Origin of the sequence: Metapseudomonas boanensis, from assembly GCF_042232855.1 — a bacterium.
GTDB lineage: Bacteria > Pseudomonadota > Gammaproteobacteria > Pseudomonadales > Pseudomonadaceae > Metapseudomonas > Metapseudomonas boanensis.
Genome location: NZ_CP113889.1, coordinates 1406633 through 1430737 on the forward strand (window position 1 = coordinate 1406633; position 24105 = coordinate 1430737).

12 protein-coding genes and 1 pseudogene are annotated in these 24105 nt (G+C 62.0%); 2 read left to right on the top strand and 11 right to left on the bottom strand.

Annotated elements, in window-relative coordinates; translation table 11 throughout:
• Positions 1-67: 67 nt before the first annotated feature.
• The 3 genes from OXH74_RS06470 to OXH74_RS06480 form a co-directional block, all read right to left on the bottom strand.
• Positions 68-1729, bottom strand: a complete 1662-nt coding sequence (locus tag OXH74_RS06470; RefSeq protein ID WP_375740542.1) for a histidine kinase N-terminal 7TM domain-containing protein — start codon at positions 1727-1729, stop codon at positions 68-70.
• A 202-nt stretch (positions 1730-1931) separates the two neighbouring features.
• Positions 1932-3314 carry a DUF3999 domain-containing protein gene (locus tag OXH74_RS06475; RefSeq protein ID WP_375740543.1) on the bottom strand — a complete coding sequence of 461 codons (1383 nt, stop codon included), beginning with the start codon at positions 3312-3314 and terminating at the stop codon, positions 1932-1934.
• Complete coding sequence (locus OXH74_RS06480; protein WP_375740544.1) at positions 3311-6910, bottom strand: DUF2339 domain-containing protein; 3600 nt, start codon at positions 6908-6910, stop codon at positions 3311-3313. The genes OXH74_RS06475 and OXH74_RS06480 overlap by 4 nt, the downstream gene beginning before the upstream one ends.
• A 275-nt stretch (positions 6911-7185) precedes the next feature.
• On the opposite strand from OXH74_RS06480, the gene OXH74_RS06485 reads away from it, so the two are divergent.
• A complete protein-coding gene (locus OXH74_RS06485; RefSeq protein WP_215371879.1) occupies positions 7186-7581 on the top strand; it encodes a YkgJ family cysteine cluster protein in 396 nt (131 codons plus the stop codon).
• Positions 7582-7768: 187 nt separating this feature from the next.
• On the opposite strand, the gene OXH74_RS06490 is transcribed toward OXH74_RS06485, so the two are convergent.
• The 8 genes and pseudogenes from OXH74_RS06490 to thiI all read right to left on the bottom strand — a co-directional run bounded on the left by OXH74_RS06490 (position 7769) and on the right by thiI (position 22256).
• Complete coding sequence (locus OXH74_RS06490; protein WP_375740545.1) at positions 7769-8683, bottom strand: DUF808 domain-containing protein; 915 nt, start codon at positions 8681-8683, stop codon at positions 7769-7771.
• A gap of 79 nt (positions 8684-8762) precedes the next feature.
• Positions 8763-10535, bottom strand: a complete 1773-nt coding sequence (gene cptA / locus OXH74_RS06495) for a phosphoethanolamine transferase CptA (protein ID WP_375740546.1) — start codon at positions 10533-10535, stop codon at positions 8763-8765.
• A gap of 582 nt (positions 10536-11117) precedes the next feature.
• Positions 11118-11312 carry a hypothetical protein gene (locus OXH74_RS06500; protein WP_375740547.1) on the bottom strand — a complete coding sequence of 65 codons (195 nt, stop codon included), beginning with the start codon at positions 11310-11312 and terminating at the stop codon, positions 11118-11120.
• A gap of 1 nt (position 11313) precedes the next feature.
• Positions 11314-12117 carry a toxin C-terminal domain-containing protein gene (locus OXH74_RS06505; RefSeq protein ID WP_375740548.1) on the bottom strand — a complete coding sequence of 268 codons (804 nt, stop codon included), beginning with the start codon at positions 12115-12117 and terminating at the stop codon, positions 11314-11316.
• An 837-nt stretch (positions 12118-12954) separates the two neighbouring features.
• Positions 12955-16777 (bottom strand): annotated as a pseudogene (locus OXH74_RS06510) (hemagglutinin repeat-containing protein).
• Positions 16778-16803: 26 nt separating this feature from the next.
• Positions 16804-18465, bottom strand: a complete 1662-nt coding sequence (locus tag OXH74_RS06515) for a ShlB/FhaC/HecB family hemolysin secretion/activation protein (RefSeq protein WP_375741574.1) — start codon at positions 18463-18465, stop codon at positions 16804-16806.
• Between the two features lie 391 nt (positions 18466-18856).
• Positions 18857-20674 carry a translational GTPase TypA gene (gene typA / locus OXH74_RS06520; protein WP_215371892.1) on the bottom strand — a complete coding sequence of 606 codons (1818 nt, stop codon included), beginning with the start codon at positions 20672-20674 and terminating at the stop codon, positions 18857-18859.
• 127 nt (positions 20675-20801) lie between these two features.
• Positions 20802-22256, bottom strand: coding sequence for a tRNA uracil 4-sulfurtransferase ThiI (gene thiI, locus OXH74_RS06525; RefSeq protein WP_375740549.1), 1455 nt, complete (start codon positions 22254-22256; stop codon positions 20802-20804).
• A gap of 334 nt (positions 22257-22590) precedes the next feature.
• Between thiI and glnA the strand changes: the two genes are divergently transcribed.
• Positions 22591-23994, top strand: a complete 1404-nt coding sequence (glnA, locus tag OXH74_RS06530) for a glutamate--ammonia ligase (protein WP_215371897.1) — start codon at positions 22591-22593, stop codon at positions 23992-23994.
• Positions 23995-24105: the final 111 nt, after the last annotated feature.

The window sequence follows — 24105 nt, forward strand, 5'->3', positions numbered from 1 at the left end:
TCGGTTGAATCATGGGCGATCGCCGTTGGACGCCCGCCTTTATCTGACGCTTGCGGGCGCGCTGGGTTCAGCGCACCGCAGAGACAGGCTTGGCCACCCCGCGTACCTGGTTGCGACCGTTGCGCTTGGCCTCGTAAAGCGCCGCATCAGCGACCTGCATCAATTCTTCCAGCGCCTGCCCCTGGGTCGGCCATACCGCCACACCGGCGGACAGGGTGACCGAAACGGGACCATCGCGCGTCGACAGCGGTGAGGCAGCCAGACTGCCGCAAAGTCCGTCGAGCCGCGCATAGGCTTCATCACCCGTCGCTCCCGGCAGAATCAGCAGAAACTCCTCGCCGCCGATGCGAAACACCGCATCGCTGCCGCGCAGGTTGTGCGACAGGTGACCGGCAACGGCCTTGAGCACATCGTCGCCCACCAGGTGTCCGTAGCGGTCGTTGAGCTGCTTGAAATGGTCGAGGTCGATCAGCGCCAAGGCAATAGGCGTGTGCTCGCGCTGGCTACGAGCCAACTCACGACCGAAGAAGTCGTTGAGGTACCGGCGGTTGTAGAGCCCGGTGAGCGGATCGCACAGGGCTTGCTCCTGCATCTGTTCGTGCAGCCGGGTAATCGTGCGCAGACGCTCCTCGCTGGTGGCCAGGGCCTCCGCGAGTTTCAGTTCGCTGCAATGCCGCTCACTGACATCTCGCAGGTAGAGAATCTGCCCGAGGACGAATGGACCATTGCGGGTGGCGCGCTCGATGTCCCGGCAACGGACCTCGAAGTAACGTGACGAGCTGGCCAGGGCGAGCAACAGTTCCTTGCCGCTCTCCGGCGTCCTCAGCATCAGCGCAAGGTCATCGCCATAGACCGGCCAGTCCGCCAGTGGCCGGCCTTGCCACTCCGAGCACAAGCCCGCCAGTTCGAGGGCGGCCGGGTTGGCGTCGATCACCCGTTGCCGGGGGTCGATTACCAGCACGGGGTCCGGCAGTTCCTCCAGCAACAGATGACGGGCCACCGGCAGCAGGTCGAAGAGCCGGACGCCCAGGATCAGGAAAGCAAAGGCTACCAGCGTGAACGCGAAGCTGAAGGGCGTCGGGTCAAAGCCGAACAGCGTCCAGCCATAGCCGACATAGGCAAAGTTGGCGACCCAGGGCACGCAGGTGACCAGCACGAAGGCCAGGTAATGCCGGCGGTGCAAACCCTGGCTAGCCAGCGCGGCGCGCGTCACCACGGCCAGGCAGAAGAGCATGAAGACATAGACATAGACCGCCACGATGTTGAACAGCAGGCCATGGTCGTAACGAATCGGCGATCCGGGCGCGCCATCCACCGGCACGGTACCGGGCCCATAGAAGAGCTGGTGCCAGGGATTGCTCAAGGCCAGGCACGAAGCCAGCAGCGGGGCGATGGTCAGCGCCAGGTAACCGCGCAGACTCAGCGGCTCGCGGATGCTGTTGACGTACTGCCAAAGGAAGACAGCCCAGAACGTGGGTACGCCGACGATTCCCGGCCAGGCCATGCTGGCCCAGAATACCTTGCAGTCCGGAGCCTGTGCGGCCAGCTCCAGCCCCGCGGCGGTCAGCCACCAGAGGATGCCAAGGTGCAGGACGATGAAGATTTCGCGGCCGGGGAAATAACGCTGGCGGCTGACCCAGAGGGCCATGAGCATCACCCCGAGCCCAACCAGGGCGGTGAAAACAACCGGTCCCCCCATGAACCAGTCACTGGCCAGGCAGGCGTTCATAATCGCCCCCATGAGGTGGACTGAACCGCGCCGGTCCTGCTGCGGATGGCAGGGCCGGTGGTCGGGAGGTGTGATACCGCTCGTTATGGATTAGCACCGGCCATTCTGACCTGGAGGCAAGAGTCACGTACTGCGACCCGAAAATGACTGGCTAAAGATACATCAAAACGCTACTCCCACCGCCATCGGCCTGTGGTCTTTTTCAGGCCTTGCTCGTAGGACGACGCAACAGGCTGTAAGCCATCGCGGCCAGGAGACCCACACCCAGCAGCAACACTGCCCAAAGCCCGATGCGCTTCCAGACGAGTCCGCCAGCAGGCGCGCCGCCCGGCACAGCGTGGTCTCCCAAGGCCGGCTCGCCCACCAGTTCCGCACGCGCCATCGTCGCCAGGCGACGCTCCTCAAACCCCGGTACCAGCGTCGCCAGCGGCAATTCGACGCGGGCCGCTGACGGATTGCCCAAAGCCAGGATGAAGGGCGGCGTACCTCGGGCGAGGAACACTACGTGCGTGGCCTGCATACCGACCTCCAGGCGTGGAATCTGCTGACCGAAGCCACCGGCGCGCGGGTCTACGCTCAGACGCAGCTGCTTGACCGGCATCCAGCCCGGCAGCTCCAGCTCGTCCCGCACCACCTCCTTGCCACCTTCAGGCAGGCGGTAGAGCAGCCCGGAAGCAAGCGGTTGCCAATTCGGCGAACCGTCCCGGCGCGCCTGTAGCCGGACCGGCAACAAGCTGCCTGGCCGGTCGATGGGAATGCGCAGACGCTCGATGGACAGCCCCAAGGGCAGCTCCCAGAGGTATTCGTTGTCCTTGGCGCTGAGCGGCTCCAGCGCCGCCGACCAGGCCATCGCCGCAGGAAGATGCTCGCGGCTGGCGCTGGTCACGCGGACCTCGGACAGCTCCGGAGCCTGCGTCGGGCTGACCCAGAGCAGACGCAGGTAGCGTGCCGGGCGACCAGGAAGGGTCACCTCCTGCTGGTCGATGCGCTCGTCGGCGTAGCTCAACCGGGCCACCTGCCCCTCCCCCCAGGAGGTCCAGTGCTGCAGGTCATCGCTGGCCTCGATCGAGAAGCGCTGAAAGCCCTCCGCACCGCCGTTCCAGTCCAGGCTCAGCTTCTCCAGCGGTAACTGAATGCCGCTGGTGTCCAGCAACCAGCCACGCAGCAAGTCGCCCTTCGGCAGCGCAGCGTCTGGCACTACCTGCACCAGGGTCCCCGTGGTGCTGCGCTCAATCCGCACGCTTGGCACGGTCATCCCGTCGTCGGCCAGGCCACGCAGCGGAAAGGCGCGCAGCCGGTGCTCCTGACGGGAGCGCCGCTCGTAGGCGCTGCTGCGGGTGAGGGCATAGGCCAGAGCCTCGCCCTCAGCGTTGAACACCCGCAGATCGCGAAGATCGGCATGTGCCGCGGTGAAATGCAGCGCCATGGGCAATTCCAGGCGGTACCACGGCCCTTCGCCGGCCACCTTCAGCTCAACGCGACTGGCGAAATCCTCCAGCCGGTCGGCCGCGAGCGTCGGTTGGCCCAACACCCCCAGGCCGGCTAGCAGGACAAGGGCATTACGCAGGCAGGAAAGAGCGATCATGCGTGGACCTGCTCCTGTTCAGAATCAGCGCGCCTGGGTGGCAGGGGCGCGAAATAGCCGACGACCAGCAACAGGACGCCGACGCCAATGAAAGACACGATGCGCTCCAGGCCGCCCCGGTTGCCCAGTTCGACGAAGAACAACTTGGCCACCACCACCGCGATCAGCCCTGCGCCCACCAGCCAGAGCTCACGCCGGACACGCAGGTGACCACCGACCATCAGGCCGAGGGCGATACAGGTCCAGACAATCGACAGCCCGGCCTGCACCAGCATGGAGTCGAGTTGCACCTGCAGGTCATAGGGCACGCCGCCCCAATGATGGGCGCTGCGGAATACTGCCGCCGTCGCCAGAACGAACAACGAAGCGCCCGCGACGACCGGAACCAGCCACCCAGGCAGAGCAACCGTGTCGAACTGCGGCAGCACCTCACGCAACCACAGGCACACGCTGAGCAAGGCGAACAGCAAACCCAGTTCAAGAGGGTTGAGCAGCGGCAGATACGGCAGCGGATCGGTGGCGCCGTCGCTCCAGGCATTGGCAGTCCAGAACCAGACCAGCATCAGCAGGGCCAGCGGCAGTGAAGCCCATAGGCGATATTCGCGCGGGAAGGCGGCCACTGGCCATGGCAGCTTCAGCCGCAGGGTCATCAACAATAGCCAGGCACTGGGCAACAGCGCCCAACCCAGCCAGCGCCAGGCATTGTATTGCTCGGCGAGCAGCATCAGCAGGTAACGCAGTTCCAGCGCCAGCCCCCCCAGGACCAACCAGCAGCCGAGCACATGGGCGGCACTGCGCGCCCCTTCGGGCAGCAGCGGGTCAAGCCTGCGCAATGCCAGCAGGTGCGCGGCAAACAAGGCGCCCCACCCCGCCCACCCCAGATCAGCGGCCGGGTGATACTGCGGGTGCCAGGCCAACCACAGGCCCAGAAAACCGGCCGGCGCCAGCAACAGGCAAAGCAATGCCAAGGCCCGCCACTGCTCACGCCGCGCCAGCCAGGTAGCGAAGGCAACACTGACGGCGGCCAACAGCAGCGCCAGCGGCACCTGTTGCGCAGGCTCGGCAAAGCGACCGATCTCGGTCAGCAAGGTTACCGCCCACCAACCGCTGCCCCAGACCAACAGGAGCTGGGCCAGGTGTTCCAGGCTCAGGTTACCCATGGCTGCATCGTCACGCGCTGCACGTTGCAGACGCCACGCGCCGACCAAGGCCGCAATGGCCAGCACTGCCGGCGTCCAGAACCCGGCATGGGCCAGCGGCCGCAAGCCCTCCGCGCTCAGCCCGCCGAAAAGCAGCGGGCTCACGGCCAGGAAGCTGATGCCGGCCAGCACCTGCAAGAACAGACCGAAGACGAAACTGGCCCGCTGTTGCAGATGCAGGCTGAGCCAGAGAATCAACAGGCCGCTGCCACCCCATACCGCAGCCGCGGTACGCCACGGCAGGACGAACAGTACCGCCAGATTGACAAAAGCCAGGCCCGCCAACAGCACGAGGGACAACGCACGCAGCAGCCGGGTGTCAGTACGGACCTGCTCGTCCCGCGCTGCCAGCAGCATCCCACCGATCAGCCCCAGTCCGATCAGCGAAGCCACCACCAGTCCCCGCCAGCCAGGCGTGGCGCCGCTGCCCAGGCTGGCGCCGTCCAAATCGAGGAGGAACAGCACACCTCCCAGCAACTGCACGGCGAAGGCACTGAACAGGAAGCTCCGCGCCTGCAGGCGCAGACCCACCCAGAGCGTGGCCAGGCCGGCCAGGGCCCAGGCGATGGCCGTGCCCTCCTCGGCGAAGATCAACGGTGCGATCAGGTAGACGAAGGCCAGCCCCGCACAGGCCAGCACTGGCAAACCGCTGCGCTCCCAATCGCGGGAGGCATCTTCAGGGGCCTGGCGCAGCTGCCAGAAGCTGAATAGCAGTGCGATGCCCAACATCAGGGCACCCAGCGGAGAACCGTCGAGCACGGTGAGGTCGCCATCCCGCAAACCGCCGAGGAACGCCAAGGCTGCGCCAAATTGCAGCAACAAGGCAAAGACACGCGCCAAGGGCCGGCTCTGGCGCAGCCCCAACCAGTAGATGCCCGCCCCCTCCACCGCCCAGGCTGCGGACGTCCAGCGCGAATCCAGCCCCAGCGGGATCGCCAGGCTGCCAAACACCACGCCGAGCGCCAGGCAGGCTTCCACCAGCAGCACCGCCCGCCCCGCTGTGCGCCCGGCCAGGGCCCGCGCCAGCAACAGGTAGAACAATCCCAGCGCCAAGGCACTGAAGGCTGCCCCGAACTCCAGATGACGAACCAACGCCACCTGTAGGCCAAATCCGATGATCGGCGGGCCGAGCAGCGCCGTACCATCGACCATGTCGCCCTGACGTGCGGACCAGCGCAAGAGCTCGTCGCGCGCCTCAGGCGCCCCTTGCGCCTCAAGCAGCTTGCGCCGAGCGAAGAGCAGGCCGATGGCCACGTACATCAGGAAGAACAGCACCAGGAATGGTTCCGTGCTGCTGAACAGCTCCGATCGATAGCTGCGCAGTCCCCAGGCGAAGCCGATAGCGAAGGTGCCGACGAAGCCGATCAGGTTGAGCAGACGCCAGGCCTTGAACCAGGCGATCGCGAAAATGCCGGCGTTGAGCAGGGCGAAGTAACTGAACAGCGCTACATGGTTGCCACTGCCGCTGGAGGTCAGGATGGGGGCGGCGAATCCGCCCAATGCCGCCGCGGCGGCCAGCCCCAAGGCGTTCTGCGTCACGGCAAGAATCGCCGAGAACAGCGTCACCGCCACCAGAAGCCCGAACGCAGCCGCCGGGTCCAGTAGCGGGTGCAGGCGCATCGCCGCGAATACCGTCAGGTAGAGCACCGCGATGCCAGCGCCCTGGAGCATCAGGCCATAGCTGGGATTGCGCAGGCGCAGCCACCAGCCGAGGCCTAGCAGGACGACAGCGCTGCCCGCCACGCCGGCGTAGCGCAACTCGATTGGCACCACCATCCCCTCAGTGGCATAGCGCAGCAGGAAAGCCAGGCCGAGGAACAGCAACACCACGCCGACACGCAGAACCGTATTGCCGCCGAACAGCCAGTCGCGGACGGTGGCAAAACCACGTTCGATGAGCGAGGGTTCGCGGGGTTTCGGCGGGCTGAGTGGAGCTTGGCGCGCTGGCTTGGGCGTAGCCTCGCGGCCCCAGGCATCCGTCGGACTGGCTGCCGCCATCGCGGGTGCGGGTGCTGGTTCAGGCGCAGGGGGCAGCGGCGCGGGCTCGTCCAGCAGGTCGGTCGGTAACTCCCAGACCAGTTCCTCGCCCTCTTCCATCCTCTCGGTAGCTGGGGCGGAAGCTTGCGCAGTCGCTTCTGGCGGACACTCTGGGGTAGTCGGGGCAATGCCCTGCTCGACCCTGAGCAAACGCTCGTGGATGGCCTTCGTGCCCTTGTCAAAGCGAGAGGAGAACTCCTGCAGCGTCTTGCGCAGCTCGGCATTTTCCTTGCCCAGGCCATGCAGGCGGATCGCCTGCCCTATTCCCAGCCCCAGCAGCCCGCCCAGCAGGACGGCACTGAAGCCCTCATCGATCCCGGCCCCCAGGGCCAGGCCAACCAGCATGAATATCCATTGCATGCACTGATTTCCCGGATGATTGAGCGCGGCGGCTGCATCCCTTCACAGCCGCTACCGGCTAGCGCAAGTCCCCGCTGTGAGGACGCACTTTGCTCGCCTTATACAGACGAACACAGCCTCGATTGCAGACACAGAAACTTCTTACAGCTCAGCACCAGAACCCGAGACCCGCCTCTCACTCTCAGGAAATTTCACATGACCCGACGGGAAACTGTTCACTTTTTCACCGACATCGCTATGATGCCCGCCCCCCATTTCTCCTCAGCTCACCGCCCATGAAAACCATGATGATCGTCGGCGCCGACCTCGACCGGACGGACACCTGGATCAGATACGAAAAGACCATGTGCCATGCGTGCGTCTCCAGCTGCTGCCAGATGCCGGTCGAAGTGCGCCTGAGCGACCTGATCCGCCTGGAGCTGGTGGCCGAGTTCGAGCGCGGTGAGCCGCCGAAGAACATCGCCAAACGCTTGATGAAAGACGGCGTGGTGGAGCGCTTCAACCAGAAGTCCGGCATCTTCACCCTCACCCGGATGTCGAACAACGACTGCTACTTCCTGGATCGCAAGACTCGTCTCTGCACCGTTTACGACAAGCGCCCGGAAACCTGCCGCAACCACCCGAAAATCGGTCCGCGTCCAGGCTACTGCGCCTTCAAGCCAAAGGACTGAGCCGCCTTCTGCTCTCGTAGGCTGGTGCAGAGCGGAGCGAAGCCCAACACCATCGCTCGGCTCGGCAACGCCACGTTGAGCGTCGCGCCCCAGCGGAACGCCGCCCGACCCAACCTAGCTCTACGAGCACACCCGAATGTGCGAGCGAATTCACTCGCGAGGGGCCGCTCAGCGAGCCCGTGCAGCCTCAGCCCCTGACGGCTGATACCACTTTCTTCACCAGGCTCACGCCCAGCAGCACCAAGGCGCCAGCGAGGATGCCCACCAACCCGTCGATCAGCACCTGCACCACCCCGGCCACCGGGCCGGCCGCCGCCAGAACAGGTTCGAGCAGGTGATGAGCAGCCGGAATGCCATGCAGGATGATGCTGCCGCCCACCAGGAACATCGCCGCAGTGCCCAGTACCGACAAGCCCTTCATCATCCAGGGAGCCGCAGCGAGGATGCCATGACCGATGGCCTGCGCTGCTGCACTGGTCTTGCCACTGAGGTAGAAGCCCAGGTCATCCAGCTTGACGATGCCCGCCACCAGCCCGTAGACGCCGACCGTCATGATCGCGGCAATGCCCGCCAGTACCGCCACCTGCGTACCGAACGGCGCATCGGCAACGGTACCCAGGGTAATCACGATGATTTCGGCCGAGAGGATGAAGTCGGTGCGGATCGCGCCCTTCACCTTGTCCTTCTCCATGGCCACCATATCCACCTGCGGATCGGCCAGGGCCTCGGTCAGCGCGGCGTGGGCGCTTTCGTCCTCCTCCGCACTGTGCAGCCACTTGTGCGCCAGCTTCTCGAAGCCCTCGAAGCAGAGAAAGGCTCCGCCAATCATCAGTAGCGGAATCACCGCCCAGGGCGCAAAAGCACTGATCAACAGAGCCGCCGGCACCAGGATCGCCTTGTTGACCAGCGAGCCCTTGGCCACTGCCCAGACCACTGGCAGCTCGCGGTCGGCACGCACCCCGCTGACCTGCTGGGCGTTCAGAGCCAAGTCATCGCCCAGCACGCCGGCCGTTTTCTTAGCGGCGACTTTGGTCATTACCGAGACATCGTCGAGGATCGTGGCGATGTCATCGATCAGGGTCAGCAGGCTGGCTCCGGCCATTTTGAGTCCTTGCAAGGGGAGTTGAGAGGGGGCGCTTCGCTGCGGCGCAGGCGAACTACAGACAAAAACGCCCTCGCGGTCAACCCGGCGGAGCCTTCCTGCCAACCGATTCGTGATCGCCGCTGACCACTTCCATGTCGCCCTCGGCAGATTTCGGCTTGATCAGGCTGAAGTCAATCATTGCCTTCGGCTGGTGCGGGTTGCCGATCAGCAACGGACGCGCCTTGAACTCTGCGTTGACGATGCTGCGAGTGGCATCGAAGCCCTCGAAGCTCAGGCCGGAAAGGTCAGCCCAGGTATGGATGAAGCTGGAGCTGCTATAAGGGCGGCCCAGGCTGGTCGCGAGAGGCTGCGGGTGACTGGCCTTCCATTGCTCGGAACTCCAGAGAATGAAGGGGATGGTGTACATGGGGGCCGTCGGCGCCGCCTCATTGCGCCCCAATACCTCAGGCTGCTGCGGATCGAACACTGCCTCACCATGGTCGGACAGGTACATCAGGAAGCCATTGGCTCGGCTGCCAGAAAACCGCTCGATCAGGCTGGACACCACGTGGTCGTTGTACAGCACCGCATTGTCGTAGCTGTTGTAGGTGGGCAACTGGTCGTCAGAGACATTGGCCGGAGCGCCCTGGCGGTCGGTGAAGTGCTCGAACTCCGGCGGATAGCGGTACTGGTAGCTCATGTGCGTGCCCAGCAGGTGCACCACGATGAACTTGCGTGGCGCCGAATCGGCCAGCACTTTCTCGAACGGCGCCAGCACATCACCGTCGTACTGACGGGCGTTCTGGTTGCGGTTGTTGTTCAGGTAGAACTGCTCATCCGCCTGCTTGGAGAAGGTCGTGAGCATGGTATTGCGCTTGGTCAGGGTCTGCTGGTTGGTGATCCAGTAAGTCTTGTAACCGGCCTGCTTCATCATGTTCAGCAGCGACGGTTTGGTCAGGTAGAGGTCCGGATTCTGCTCGTCGGCAAAGGTCAGCACCTGCTGCAGCGCCTCGATGGTGTAGGGGCGCGGCGTAATGACGTTGTCGAACACCTGCAGCTGATCACGGATGCGGTCCAGGTTCGGTGTGGTCTTGCGCGGATAGCCATACAGACTCATGCGCTGGCGGTTGGTCGATTCACCGATCACCAGCACCAGCGTTGCCGGCAGGCCGGCATTCTCATCCTTGAAGTTGGCCAGGGGCGCGATCTGTGCGTTGCCCTCCAGCAGTTCATGCATGTTCGCCAACTGCTGACTGTACTGCCGATAGCCCACCAGCAATTGCCACGGCACGGCCGGTTCCATGCGCTTCTCGAAGCTGTCGCGGGCGGCCTCGAAGGTTTCATTGCCGAGGCCCTGCTTGACCAGCGGGTACCCAACCAGCGCAGCCGCCAGCGCGATGCTGACAGTCACAGCCCTGCCCCGTGGCAGATAGACAGGACGCACGCGCGCCCAGAGGAACGCCGCGCCCAGCGCATAGGCCAGGAACGCCGGCACCATCCACCAAGCGAAGTATTGGGAAAGATATTCCGCCCCCTCGGCCACGTTCGACTCGAACAGGATGAAGATCACGCTTTGCGAGAATTCCTGCCCGTACACCAGGAAGTAACCAAAGGCCGGCAGAGAAGCCAGCCATAGCATCGCGCCGAGCCCGGCGGCGATACCCCGCGTGCGGCGGGGGAACAGCAGCACCGGAATCAGCCACAGACCGCTGAGCAGAAATGCCTGGCGAAAACCCGTGAATCCGCTGGTCCCCGTCACCTGGATCAGCAGTTGGGTCACGCCTGAGAAATACCAGAAAAATAGAAACAGCCAACCTAGCCCCGCCCAGTCGAATCGGCTTTCCCTGGTGGTTATCGCATCACACTTCATATGAACCTGCATCAGTAGCCAAACGGCCCACTGCTGATTGAAAGACAGGGAATATGACTTCATTAGCGTGAAAAGTTCGTCACGCTGCTGCTAACGAACTCAAAACGCCCCATCTCGTAGCTGCCAGGCTTCCAGTCACTGACAGGCCGGAGCCAACGCAGGCGGATCAGCGTCGGGTTGGTTTCGACTACGCAATCAGCGCCCGGGGCTGGCCTGGAGCGAACGTCACCGAAAAATTAGAGTAGGAAAAATAAATCTGTCCCCTTTTCCGTCGGAAGTCCACTTCTCCAAGATGTTTACCCGTTCGTGAGTCGACCACAGCAAAACGCCCATGCTGCGTATCTAGAGTATATGTCTTTCCATCTTCCCCTCTATAGACCTTTCGCCAATTTATTTTTGAAAGCCTACTGTCTTTAGCCAATCCTTTTGCAGCGGCAACAGCACTATCAGCTTGCTTTACTTGCGCGACTCGCTCACCAACAGGAAGAGTAGATAAACTTTTCTCGAATTGGGCAGCAGTCTGGCCCCCAGGGAGCTGTATGGATTGGGCACTAGGCTTTCCTTTGCCTCCATCTAAAAATCTTAAGCCTCGCTATTTACCAAAAGGCATACTCCTCCAGATTTTTTTACAAGACTAATAGGCTTTCGTGTTGCCCCACCATCAATTGAAATTTCGACAAGCAAGTCTTGATTTTCAAAAGTCTGAAGCTCTTTGATCAGCTGCTTAATACTCTTACCTCTTATAACCCAACTCGGATTTTTATCACCTGCACTCATCTTAATCTCCAATACGATTTAAATTTTCGTCAAAGGTTCCAGAGCGTGTTTCTCTATTACCAAGCGCATTAACAGACTCTGCCATTTTCCAAGCGCCTCCGTTATGCCCATCAAGGTCTCTTGTAATAAACTCTTTTCCCCTCTTGAAGACTGCCTGACCATTGTGAACGGTTTCGTTTATCTTTTTAAATCCTAATTTTTCTGCCGCCTGCTTAGCCTCCTTAGTGGTTTTATAAACAGGTTCCGCCACGGGTCTGGCATCTTTTCCTTTTTTACCCCCCAAGAGCCCGCCCGCTGCCGCCAGTATGCTGCTGAGCAGGCTCGCATTTCCTGGTGAAACCCCTTTGCTTTCGAAGGAAAGTTGCGTCCCAACCTGGGTGAGTGTGCCTATCGCACTGGTGTTCTGCAGTTGATAGCGATGCAGGTCCTCCTTGAACACCGACGGGATGCTGTCGTCGAAGTACATGCCGGCAAGTCGCTCTTGCAGGCTATTTCGGTCATGGAGCAGGTCGCCGTAGAACTGGGTGCAAAGCGATGGGTTGCTTACGCACATATCAGCGAGGGCGTCGTCATTGGCGACGCTCAGATCACGGAATTTCTGCTTGACCTGCTCGCAGTTGCCCAGCGACTGACACTCGCGAGCCTCTTTCTCTAGGTGATCCAGCTCCTGATGTCTCAGAAAGTTGTACTGCGTCGCGTTCTGCGCCACCCAGCTGCCCTTTTCGATGTCGCCATCCACGGCTGCCGCCGCGACCAGCCCCACCAGTTGCGAAGACATGGTCAGGAGATTCGGGTCGTTCTTCACCAGCGCATCGAGCTGGGTGACCAGGGCCTCGTTGGCCCCCGCCGCGATGGCGCCGGTCTTGAAGTCACCGCCGGTGGCTTTGCTGAGTAGAACAATAGGGGACAGACCCCGATTAATTATTGTTGCCCCGTTGAATCAAGTGCAGAGTGGCGCCTGGAAGCTGCAGTCTGGCGCGACGTGGCATGGCTGAATCTCCTTTTCATTGCATGCTCCATAAGTAGGCGCACCACTAAATCGTGGTCTGTCCCCTATTACTTCTCTAAATCGTGGTCTGTCCCCTATTACCCGACATTCCCACTCCAATAAACCGTCCTAGGAACCCCATCAACAACGGAAAAGGGGACAGATTTATTTTCCGCACTATAATATCGTCCCTCTAGTCAGGTTTAGAGTAGGAAAAATTAATCTGCTTCTTTTCCCCTGCTTAACAAACTTGATCAGTGAGAAAATTAGTGCAGGGAAAATAAATCTGCTCCTCTTCCCTAGAAAACATAGCAAGATCGTCTATCAGAGGTTTCCCTCCGCCAAGACTTAATCAAACCACTGGGAGAAACCAGTATTGAATAACTACAAATTGGCATCCCTTCACCAGACTGCAAATAAATTATGTAGTATCTAGTATCCCCACCCTCCTTCATAGCCCGGTCAAATCCTCGCTTATCACTTCCAATCCCCCTCATATAAAGCGCTCTTTCCGGCCATGCATATACAGACACTGCAGGATTGAATGTCTTTCCTACAAGATCATCTCTACTGAGCTCCCATGCTCTATAGGACAGACATCCCGAAACGATCATTGCCAGCCCAAAGACTCCTAGGAACTCCGCCGCTCTACTTTTACTTTCTTTTTTTGGCATTAGCATCAAGCACAACCTCTATAACAGGTCGATACTTTTCATAAATTGAACCGTAGTTCACAAAAATAGCTGGAGGCATGCTTCCTATATTTTCAAACACTGTCATATCCGCTCCCTTTGTCCTTTCAAGAGAAATCATCCACTGATCATGAAGAGTTGCAAATGCATTAAACCCAGGAATCTCATTCAGCACATTACTGACAGCGGAACCATGACATATTGAATAGATCCCCGAGCAAGCCGAATCAGTCAAAGGCAAGTTAAGACCTATATTTTTTCCTTCGTGTAAATAGCCACCAACATTTACCTGAGGAACAACCCCAGAAGAATCATCGAAATTTGAACCATCAGGTCTGTCGACACCGGGCCTAACATCTGGCCCTCGCCCTACTGAGTACTGATACAACTCCATCAACGCCCCAGTCGCCGCTATGCTCAACCAAGCCTCTTTGTTCTCACCGCTTAACATTCCTTTCAATGCCGTATTTGCCATATAAGCTTTGAGTCGCTCCCCATAGTCGACCAACTTATAATTACCCTCTGCCGTCAACTCTCGCCCCCAACCGTCCGTTACACCGGCACCAAACCCTGCGATTAGGGCGGCAGTTGCATATGCTTTCAGGCTGTCCTTGCTTGTCGCATCTTTGAGCGTTTTCCCCACGTCGCCGCGATTGCTGACCAAGCTGGCCGCCCCCGTTCCCGCAGCGGAGGAAAGCGCTGTCGCAGCCATCGCGTTGGCCCAACCTGCAGCTACGGTCGAAGTAGTGGCGACACCTGCAACAGTTGTCGTGGTTACGGTACCCGCTGCCATCGCTGTACCTGACCCGGCGGTGGCTCCCGCCACACTTCCCGCCATCCCACTCGCAGCTCCATAGGTTGCAGCCGCGACGAGAATAGCGATGGCTATTGCAGCTCCGGCCCCCAACCCCGAATGGCTGTACTTGAAGCTGTCGTGGACTTCCTTCACCCGCTGCCAATCGACATCGCCGCGCTGCTCCAGCGCCTTGATCCAGGCCAGGTTCGGGTCGGCCTGGACCATGGCGTCGATGGTCTGGCTGACGGTCTGCTGGTCGATGTGCTTGAGGTCGACCTTGAGGCCATCCACCGCCTTGATGGCGATTTCGCCCTGGGCGATGAGCTCGCTCTGGCGCAGTGTCTCGTCGGTAGTGCCCTTGCCCTTGGCGCTGGTCCAGGCGAGGTCGCCCTTGCTCTTCTCGTGGCTTTCCTGGTGCAGGTCCTTCACCGCTTCGAAGGCGATTGCGCCGCCGCTGTTCAGGGTCAAGTCGGCGCCGGATTCCAGCTTGGCCTTCTGGTAGCGCTGGTCGCCTTTGCTGACCAGGGTGAGGTTGCCGCCGGTGGTGATGCTGCTGCCGATGTTGCGTACATCGGTGACTTCATCGCGCTTGAAGCTGTTGCTGCCAAACGAGCCCTTTTTCTTCTTCTCGTACAGCGAGTAGTCGCTGTCTTCGGCCGCCAGCAGGCTGAGGTCGTTGCCGGCGTAGAGGAAGGCTTCGTCGCCGGCTTCGATCCGGCTGGCCACCAGGGCGAGGTCCTTGCCGGCCTGCAGATCCACGTCCCCCCCCTGCCACCAATGAGGTTTCCTGCTGGTGCACGTGGTCTTCCTGGCGGGTGACCTTCTTGCTCTTTGAGTAGAAGTGGTCTTCGTTGGCCGCCGAGGCCAAGAGGATGTCGCCGTCCGCATCCAGCAGGATGTCGCGCTTGGCCTCCAAGCGGCTGGCGATGACGCTGACATCGCGGCCTGCCTCGATGCTCAGGTCACGGCCGCCGCTCAAGGTGGAACCATGCTGCGTGGTCTGCTCGTTCCGGTACCCGGAACCAATGGCTTGACCGACGCGCTCCTGCTGTGAGGCAATTTTCACATCGCGGCCAGCGCTCAACGCGAGGTCACCTCCGGCCTGCAGCACGCTGCCGATATTGGCGATATCCCGCCCGGCACTGAGGCTCAGGTTGTTGGCGGCTTCGATGCGGGCCGCGCTGTCCAGATAGTCCCGCTGCCCGGTGCTACCCGCGCCATCATGGCGAGCACTGGTCACTGAGCGCTCATTGAGGATGTCGCCGGTGAGGGCAATGGCGCTGACATCGCGCCCGGCGATGATGCCGCCTTGGGCGTTGCGGATGCTGTCGGTGGCCAGCAGGTCGAGGCGATTGCCCGCTTCGATCAGACCGCTGTTGACGATGTTGCCGGCGGTGGCGCTGAGGTTGTTGCTGGCGCGCAGAGTGCCCTGGTTGCTCAGCTCTCCGCCGGAAATCAGCGCGACGTCCTTGCCCTGGATCAACGCGCCATTCGGCGCCAGGCGGCCATCGGCCTGGGCCAGGTAGAGCACCGGCACGAGGACCTTTTCGCCGTTCACCACGTGCTCTTCCATCCAGACGATGTCGTGGGTCAGCGCCGCCACCTGGGCCGCGGACAGGCCCACGCCGACGCTGAGGCCGAGCTGCTGCTTGCTGGCGATGGCGTTGTCCATCAGGTAGCGGAACATCGCCTCGTCGCTGGTCAGGCCTTCGAGGAAGCGCTGGCCGGTGCGGGCGGCGATGGCCTCGCGCACCAGGCGCTGCTCATAGAGGCCATCGCCCAGGCGTTTCTGTGCCTGATCCGGGTTGTAGCCGAGGTTGCCGAGCAGATAGTCCGAGCTGAGGAACTGCTTGAGGTTGGTCAGTTCCGGGTTGGTTTCGACCAGATACTTGTGGGGTTTGGTGGGTGCCTGGTTGCCCGGCAGACCCTGGACGCGGGCGATGCTCTGTCCCTGCGGCTGGCTGCCGCCGCTGGGACGCTGATCCACGATGCCGCCGCCCTGGCTGGTACCGCCGGCAGCGCTGGAACGATTGGGTACCGTGATCTCGGGAGGTGCTTCACCCGCCTCGACCAGGATGATGTCGATACCGGCGCCCTCGGCTTGGAGGCGATCACCCAGTTCCAACTGGCGGCCGCCGATGATCGTCTGTCCGGCGTCATTGACCTGCACCTGGCGCGCCTGGGTATCGGTCAGCACCTGCTCGCGTTCGGCCAGGCCGATAGCCCCGGCATACATGCCGCCCAGAGCGGAGCTGTCGATGGCCAGCGCGGGTTTGGCACTGCCGTCATCGGCACGCGGGGTGGCGGCCAGGCTGCTGGCGTCGACGTCGTTGCGTCCGGTCACGACGGTCAGCTTGCGGGCGTGCAACTCGGCATTGAGTCGGGCGCTGCGGGTGATCAGATCGAACTGGTCAACGTTGCTGGCATTGAGGCCGGCGCCTTCCAGGGCGATGTCGCCGCCGTCCACCTGGAAGCGTGCAAGGCGCCCGTCTTCCAGCACCGGTTTGCCGGTGGTCAGGGTCGCACGCGGAGTGTTGATGAAGCCGCAGCCGTTGCAGGTGATGCCGTGGGGGTTGGCGACGATGACCCGTGCGGACTGCCCGGCCACTTCGGTGTAGCCGCCGAGCAGGCTGCGGTTGCCGCCGGTGACTTCATTGAGGATGGTGCCGGCGGCGCGGCCCTGGAGGTTGGGGTTGCCAATGATCAGGCCGCCCAGCTGGGTGGCCTGGGTCCGCTCGGTGGCGTTGTTGAGGATCAGGCCCTCGGCACCGACGTTGTACTCGCGGAAGCGGTTGTGGGACAGGCCGCTGGCGTCGGGGGTGGCGATGTTGACCACCGGTACGCCGTTGCCGGCCTGGTTCAGCCGGGCATTGCCCGCGACGGCCTGGTCCACCGCCAGTTGCGCGGCGGCGACGACGATCGGGTCAAGAAAGAGGATGCCAGCCAGTGCCAGTGCGATGCATTGGTTGAGGGGGCTGCGGGTATCCATGCTGCAAGGCTCCTGTCCTGGCCGACTCAGTAGAAGAGGTCGAAGCGGAAGAAAACGGGGCGTTCGCGCCGCTCGATGGCGTCCGGACGCTCCAGCGAATGGGCGAAGGTGAGCGCGGCGGCGAGGTGCTGGCCGCGGGTGCTGAGTTCCAGCGCGTGGCTGCTCAGGCGGCCGCTCTGGCCAGGGTTATGGGCATTGCCGTGGATCACGCCGAGGTCGTAGGCCAGCGCCGCGCCGTACTCTTGCAGCCAGGGCCGCAGCGGCTCCCAGGTGACCGCACGGCGCCAGCGCAGTTGGCTGCGCCAGTAACCGCCGCTGTCGCCAGCCAGGGACTGATCCTTGAACCCCCTCACCGAGCTGAGGCCACCCAGGCTGATGCGCTGCGGGCTGAACAGTGGATCCTCGCTGTACTGGCCGTAGGCGAGGCTGTCGAAGCTTAGGCTCTCGCCCCAGAGCTGGAATGGCTGCAGGTAACTGAGGGTGAGGTTGTACTTGCTGTAGCGCGCCACCGGCTCGCTGCCGTACGGGTGCCCGGTCCCCTGGGCGTCCAGGGTGCCGATGCCGCGCTGCCAGCCGAGGTCCAGGTTGGCGAAGGCAGAGCCGATGCGGCGCCCGTGGTTGAAGCCGAACTGGGCTTCGCTGAGGCGCTGGCTGAAGGCCTTGATCAGGCTGTCCTCAACGTAGTTGCGGGTGCGCAGGTGGGCCAGGCCGAAGCTGGCGGCGGTCTTGCCGACGCTGTCGCGGTACAGCACGCGCTCGGCGCGCAGCTGGTGGTTCTTGCTCTCGCCATCGAGGGCAAAGTCGAAACCGGTGCTGTCGTTGCGGGTGCGGTAGTAGCTCTGGCTGTAGCTGTAGGAGAAGCCCCACCAGCCGTAGGGGAGGCTGTAAGAGAAGCCCTGGTTGGCCGAATGGCGCCAGCGATCGCTGACCGCATCGCCGCCGCCGCGCAGGTTGAGCTGGTCGGCGAGGCCCAAGGGGCTATCCCAGCCGAGGCTGATTCCCCATTGCTGTTCGCCGGTGCTGCGCTGGCCGTCGTTGTCGCGGCTGAGGCCGACTCGCCAGGGCTTGGCGGCTTCGCCCTGGAGTCGCACGCGGCTGCCGCCGACCTGTTCGCCGGGCTCCAGTTCCAACTGGGCCGGACGCGAGGGCAGGCGATTCAGCTGGTCGACCAGTTGTTCCAGTTCGCGAAGGTCGAGCACATCGCCGACACGGCCGGGGAAGGTCATGGCCAGTTCACGGTCGCTGGCTACGGACGAGCTGTCCAACCCTTCGACGCGCCCCTCGATCACGATCACCTTGAGCTCGCCTTCCGCGAGGTCCTGCTGCGGCAGATAGGCACGCGAAGTAACGTACCCCTTGTCGATATAGAACCCGGTGATGGCCTTGAGCAGTTCGTTGAGGCGGGTGCTGCCCAGGCAGTGCCCCTCGAAGGGCGCCAGCAGTTCATGCTGGCGCGGAGCGGGAATGTGGTCGGCACCTTGCAGGTGGATGCTGCGGATGTGGAAACACTGCGTTTCGTCGGCGGGCGCCGGTGGCTCGGTCGACTCCGTCTTTCCGGGCAATTGCTGCAGCTCATCGAAACGCCGGCGTTGCTCGTCGAGGATGCGTTCCTGGCGTTCGCGGATCAGCTCGCGGTCACCCGGCGAGACCTCGGCGCCAGCCCAATGCACGATGCCAAAGGTAAGCATGAGCACTGGGAGGAGATGGCGTTTCAATGAACGCGCGCTGGGCAATTCCATTGCTTTGGGCCTGGTGCGAAAGCGGGCGCCAATGAAAGCAACCGAGCGCAAAGGGGTATGTCAGCGCGCTCCGAACAGTCAGATGGAAATTTCCTGATTAGGTGTCTGAAGAGCTTCTGGTGGGTTGAAGCCCACCCGACACAGCAGATCCAATGCCCACGCCTGACGCCGGGTGATCCGCAAGCAAGGCCTGGTGCGCACAGCGCACCTAACGGGCGGCGGACCTGTGTGGTCCGGTGTTGGTCGGAAGCCCCTCGCCCCCGCCGCGCGGAGGTGCGGACCAAAGAAAAAGCCCCCGCCGGATCGCTCCGACGGGGGCTCTTCAGTTACTGCGCGAGGATCAGACCTTGCTGCGCTCGTAGCGCTTGCGGTCGTTCTCGTTCAGCATTTTCTTGCGCAGACGGATGGACTTCGGAGTCACTTCCACCAGCTCGTCGTCGGCGATGAATTCCAGTGCCTGTTCCAGGGTGAAGCGGATCGGCGGAACCAGGGCGATGACTTCATCCTTGCCGGAGGCGCGCATGTTGTCGAGCTTCTTGCCCTTGGTGGGGTTGATCACCAGGTCGTTGTCACGGCTGTTGATGCCACACAGCTGGCCTTCGTAGATTTCGTCGCCTGGGCCGAGGAACAGCTTGCCACGGCTCTGCAGGGTTTCCAGCGAGTAGGTCAGTGCGGTGCCAGTGGCCATGGAGACCAGTACGCCGTTCTGACGGTTGGTGACTTCGCCAGCCTTGATCGGGCCATAGTGGCTGAAGGTCGAGGTCAGGATGCCGGTACCCGAGGTCAGGGTCAGGAAGTTGTTACGGAAGCCGATCAGACCACGCGCCGGGATGGTGTACTCCAGACGGACGCGGCCCTTGCCGTCGGGGATCATGTTGGTCAGATCGCCCTTGCGCAGACCCATCTGTTCCATCACCGAGCCCTGGTGCTGCTCTTCGATATCGATGGTGACGTTCTCGTAGGGCTCTTGCTTCTCGCCATCCTTCTCGATGATCACCACTTCCGGACGGCCAACGGCCATTTCGAAGCCTTCACGGCGCATGGTTTCGATCAGTACGGAGAGGTGCAGCTCACCACGGCCGGAGACTTTGAACTTCTCGGCGGATTCGCCCGCTTCGACGCGCAGGGCGACGTTGTGCAGCAGTTCCTTCTCCAGACGGTCCTTGATGTTGCGGCTGGTGACGAACTTGCCTTCCTTGCCGGCAAACGGCGAGTCGTTGACCTGGAAGGTCATGCTCACGGTCGGCTGGTCGACGGTCAGCGGCGGCAGGGCTTCGACGGCAGTCGGGTCGCACAGGGTGTCGGAGATGTACAGCTCGTCCATGCCGCTGACGCAAACGATGTCGCCGGCTTCGGCTTCAGGCACTTCGACGCGCTGCAGGCCGGAGTGGCCCATGATCTTCAGGATGCGGCCGTTGCGCTTGTTGCCTTCAGCGTCGATGGACACCACCGGGGTGTTGGACTTGATCTTGCCGCGGGCGATGCGGCCAATGCCGATCACGCCTAGGAAGCTGTTGTAGTCCAGCTGGGAGATTTGCATCTGGAACGGGCCGTCGACGTCCACCACCGGAGCGGGGACGTGGTCGATGATCGCCTGGAACAGGGCGTCCATGTTGTCGTCCATCTTCTCGTGGTCCATACCGGCAATGCCGTTCAGGGCACTGGCGTAGACGATCGGGAAGTCCAGTTGCTCGTCGGTGGCGCCGAGGTTGTCGAACAGGTCGAAGATCTGGTCGATGACCCAGTCAGGACGCGCGCCCGGACGGTCGATCTTGTTCACCACGACGATCGGACGCAGGCCGGCCTTGAACGCCTTCTGGGTCACGAAGCGGGTCTGCGGCATGGGGCCGTCCTGGGCGTCCACCACCAGCAGTACGGAGTCGACCATCGACATTACGCGCTCAACCTCGCCACCGAAGTCGGCGTGGCCGGGGGTGTCGACGATGTTGATGTTGTAGCCGTTCCACTTGATGGCGGTGTTCTTCGCCAGGATGGTGATGCCGCGCTCTTTTTCCTGGTCGTTGGAGTCCATCACGCGCTCGCTTTCCGCTTCTTTGCGGTCGAGGGTGCCGGACAGCTTCAGGAGCTTGTCTACGAGAGTGGTCTTGCCATGGTCGACGTGGGCGATGATGGCGATGTTACGAAGATTTTCGATCACGTTTGTATCTCGATCAGAGGATTCGTTGTGCCGCAATGTCTAGGCGGCCGATATGAATGAAACAGGTCAGCCGGCCAGCCCGTCGGGAGGGCGATGGCGGATGCTGCCGCCGAACAGGCCGGGCTGCTTAAGCCGGGCGATAAACGCGCACATTCGCATGCCCCTCGCTGAGCAGGTGATGAGCATGCAGGCGGCTCATGACGCCTTTGTCGCAATAAAGTAGGTACTGGCGGTTGGCGTCCAGTTCCTTGAAGCGATTGTTCACCGCGTAGAACGGCAGCGCCTGGACCTCGATCCCGGGCAGCTCCAGGGGAGCGTCTTCCTGGGCATCGGGATGGCGGATGTCGAGGACGATCTGCCCCGGCAGGGCCTCGGCCACTTCTTCCACCTTCAGGTCCTGGCCGAGCTCGTCGATCACGCGGTCGATCGGTACCAGGCGGGCGCGCTCCAGGGCGCGCTCGAGGATGGCCATGTCGAACTGTTCTTCCTCGTGTTCGATGCGGCCCGGCTTCGCCTTGGTGGTCGGATTCACCGAAATCACGCCACAGTACTCGGGCATGTGTTTGGCGAACTCGGCGGTACCGATCTGGGTGGCGATGTCGATGATGTCCTGCTTGTGGCTGGCGATCAGCGGGCGCAGCACCAGCATGTCGGTGGCCGAGTCGATCACCGACAGGTTGGGCAGGGTCTGGCTGGAGACCTGGGAAATGGCCTCGCCGGTGACCAGCGCATCGATGTGCAGTTGCTTGGCCATGTGCGTGGAGGCGCGCAGCATCATACGCTTGAGCACCACGCCCATCTGGCTGTTGTCGACCTTGCTGAGGATCTCGCCCACCACTTCCTCGAAGGGCACACTGATGAACAGCACACGCTGGGAGCGGCCGAACTTCTCCCACAGATAGTGGGCAACTTCCATCACGCCCAATTCGTGTGCACGGCCGCCCAGGTTGAAGAAGCAGAAGTGGGTCATCAGGCCGCGACGCATCATCTGGTAGGCAGCAACGGTGGAGTCGAAACCGCCGGACATCAGCACCAGGGTCTGCTCCAGCGAGCCCAGCGGGTAGCCGCCGATGCCATTGTGCTGGTGGTGGATGACGAACAGGCGCTGGTCGCGCACCTCCATCCGCACTTCCACCTCCGGCTGCTTCAGCGAAATGCCGGCGGCGTTGCACTCCTGGCGCAGGCGGCTGCCGACGTGGCGCTCCAGCTCCATGGAGGTAAAGGTGTGCTTGCCCGCACGCTTGCAGCGCACCGCGAAGATCTTGCCGGGCAGCTGGTCGGCGTAGTGCAGCTTGCACTTTTCCAGCACATCGTCGAAGTCGCCCAGCGGGTACTCATGCACTTCGAGGAAGTGGGTGATGCCCGGGGTGCAGGTCAGGCGCTCGATCATCTCGCGCAGCAGCTTCGGCTCGGTCTGCCGGGTCTCGACTTCGAGGTTGTCCCAAACGCCGGTCACCACCAGCTCAGGGTCCAGGTCTTTCAGGACAGAGCGGATGTTCTTCGAGAGCTGGCGGATGAAATGCTTGCGCACCGGCCGGCTCTTGATGGTGATTTCCGGGAAGACTTTGACGATGAGTTTCATGAAAACAGCGCTTGCTGCGGCAGCCGAAAAAGAGGGGCGCGGATTATAGCGGAAATTGTTCAAGCTTTGACCAAAATCATTCAACAGGATTCTCCGCGCACCACAATGGAGCGCACGCACCATGATGAGCACGAAAACAGTGCGCAAAAAGCCGCCAGAAATCACCAGAGCCCCCGCCGGGCTTGAGTTTTGGGGCTTCAGCCCATTCCGGGGCACTGGCACGCAATTTGCTCCCTTGTGAGGCAGGTCGCCCTGGCGGACTATCCCGCTCCGGCTTCACCCCAAATTTTCTATGGGGGCTAAGGTTCCAGCCCCCGTCCACCTGGAGGACAACATGTCGAAGTCGCTTCAACTGATTAAAGAACACGACGTGAAGTGGATTGATCTGCGCTTCACCGATACCAAAGGCAAGCAGCAGCACGTGACCATGCCGGCCCGTGACGCGGATGACGATTTCTTCGAACACGGCAAGATGTTCGACGGCTCCTCCATCGAAGGTTGGAAAGGCATCGAAGCCTCCGACATGATCCTGCTGCCGGACGACGCCACCGCCGTGCTCGATCCGTTCACCGAAGAGCCGACCCTGATCCTGGTCTGCGACATCATCGAGCCGAGCACCATGCAAGGCTACGACCGCGACCCGCGCGCCATTGCCCGCCGCGCCGAGGAATACCTGAAGACCACCGGTATCGGTGACACCGTATTCGTAGGCCCGGAGCCCGAGTTCTTCATCTTCGACGAAGTGAAGTTCAAGTCGGACATCTCCGGCTCCATGTTCAAGATCTACTCCGAGCAGGCGTCCTGGAACACCGACGCTGACATCGAAGGCGGCAACAAAGGCCACCGTCCAGGCGTCAAGGGCGGCTACTTCCCGGTACCGCCGGTCGACCACGACCACGAAATCCGTACCGCCATGTGCAACGCACTGGAAGAAATGGGCCTGGTCGTCGAAGTTCACCACCACGAAGTGGCGACTGCCGGCCAGAACGAAATCGGCGTGAAGTTCAACACCCTGGTCGCCAAGGCTGACGAAGTTCAGACCCTGAAGTACTGCGTGCACAACGTCGCCGACGCCTACGGCAAGACCGTGACCTTCATGCCGAAGCCGCTGTACGGCGACAACGGCTCGGGCATGCACGTTCACATGTCCATCTCCAAAGATGGCAAGAACACCTTCGCTGGCGAAGGCTATGCCGGCCTGTCCGATACCGCCCTGTACTTCATCGGCGGCATCATCAAGCACGGTAAGGCCCTGAACGGCTTCACCAACCCGGCTACCAACTCCTACAAGCGTCTGGTGCCTGGCTTCGAAGCTCCGGTAATGCTGGCCTACTCCGCCCGCAACCGTTCCGCCTCGATCCGTATCCCGTACGTGAACAGCCCGAAAGCCCGTCGTATTGAAGCGCGTTTCCCGGACCCGGCTGCCAACCCGTACCTGTGCTTCGCCGCGCTGCTGATGGCTGGTCTGGATGGTATCCAGAACAAGATCCATCCTGGCGATGCCGCCGACAAGAACCTGTACGACCTGCCGCCGGAAGAGGCGAAGGAAATCCCGCAGGTTTGCGGCAGCCTGAAAGAGGCGCTGGAAGAACTGGACAAGGGCCGTGCGTTCCTGACCAAGGGCGGCGTGTTCAGCGACGACTTCATCGATGCCTACATCGAGCTGAAGAGCGAAGAAGAAATCAAGGTGCGCACCTTCGTGCACCCGCTGGAATACGACCTGTACTACAGCGTCTGATCCAGTTGTGACCGCGCAAGCGGCATGATTGAGAGGCCTCCTTCGGGAGGCCTTTTTCATTCTTATGGAACTCCCTTGTTGGGCTCTTTTCCTTGAGGGCGAATTCATTGG

Excerpts from the sequence above, each read along its gene's own strand:
- OXH74_RS06470 (WP_375740542.1), bottom strand. The coding sequence starts at position 1,729 with ATGAACGCCTGCCTGGCCAGTGACTGGTTCATGGGGGGACCGGTTGTT.
- OXH74_RS06475 (WP_375740543.1), bottom strand. The coding sequence starts at position 3,314 with ATGATCGCTCTTTCCTGCCTGCGTAATGCCCTTGTCCTGCTAGCCGGC.
- OXH74_RS06480 (WP_375740544.1), bottom strand. The coding sequence starts at position 6,910 with ATGCAATGGATATTCATGCTGGTTGGCCTGGCCCTGGGGGCCGGGATC.
- OXH74_RS06485 (WP_215371879.1), top strand. The coding sequence starts at position 7,186 with ATGAAAACCATGATGATCGTCGGCGCCGACCTCGACCGGACGGACACC.
- OXH74_RS06490 (WP_375740545.1), bottom strand. The coding sequence starts at position 8,683 with ATGGCCGGAGCCAGCCTGCTGACCCTGATCGATGACATCGCCACGATC.
- cptA (WP_375740546.1), bottom strand. The coding sequence starts at position 10,535 with ATGAAGTGTGATGCGATAACCACCAGGGAAAGCCGATTCGACTGGGCG.
- OXH74_RS06500 (WP_375740547.1), bottom strand. The coding sequence starts at position 11,312 with ATGAGTGCAGGTGATAAAAATCCGAGTTGGGTTATAAGAGGTAAGAGT.
- OXH74_RS06515 (WP_375741574.1), bottom strand. The coding sequence starts at position 18,465 with ATGCTTACCTTTGGCATCGTGCATTGGGCTGGCGCCGAGGTCTCGCCG.
- thiI (WP_375740549.1), bottom strand. The coding sequence starts at position 22,256 with ATGAAACTCATCGTCAAAGTCTTCCCGGAAATCACCATCAAGAGCCGG.
- glnA (WP_215371897.1), top strand. The coding sequence starts at position 22,591 with ATGTCGAAGTCGCTTCAACTGATTAAAGAACACGACGTGAAGTGGATT.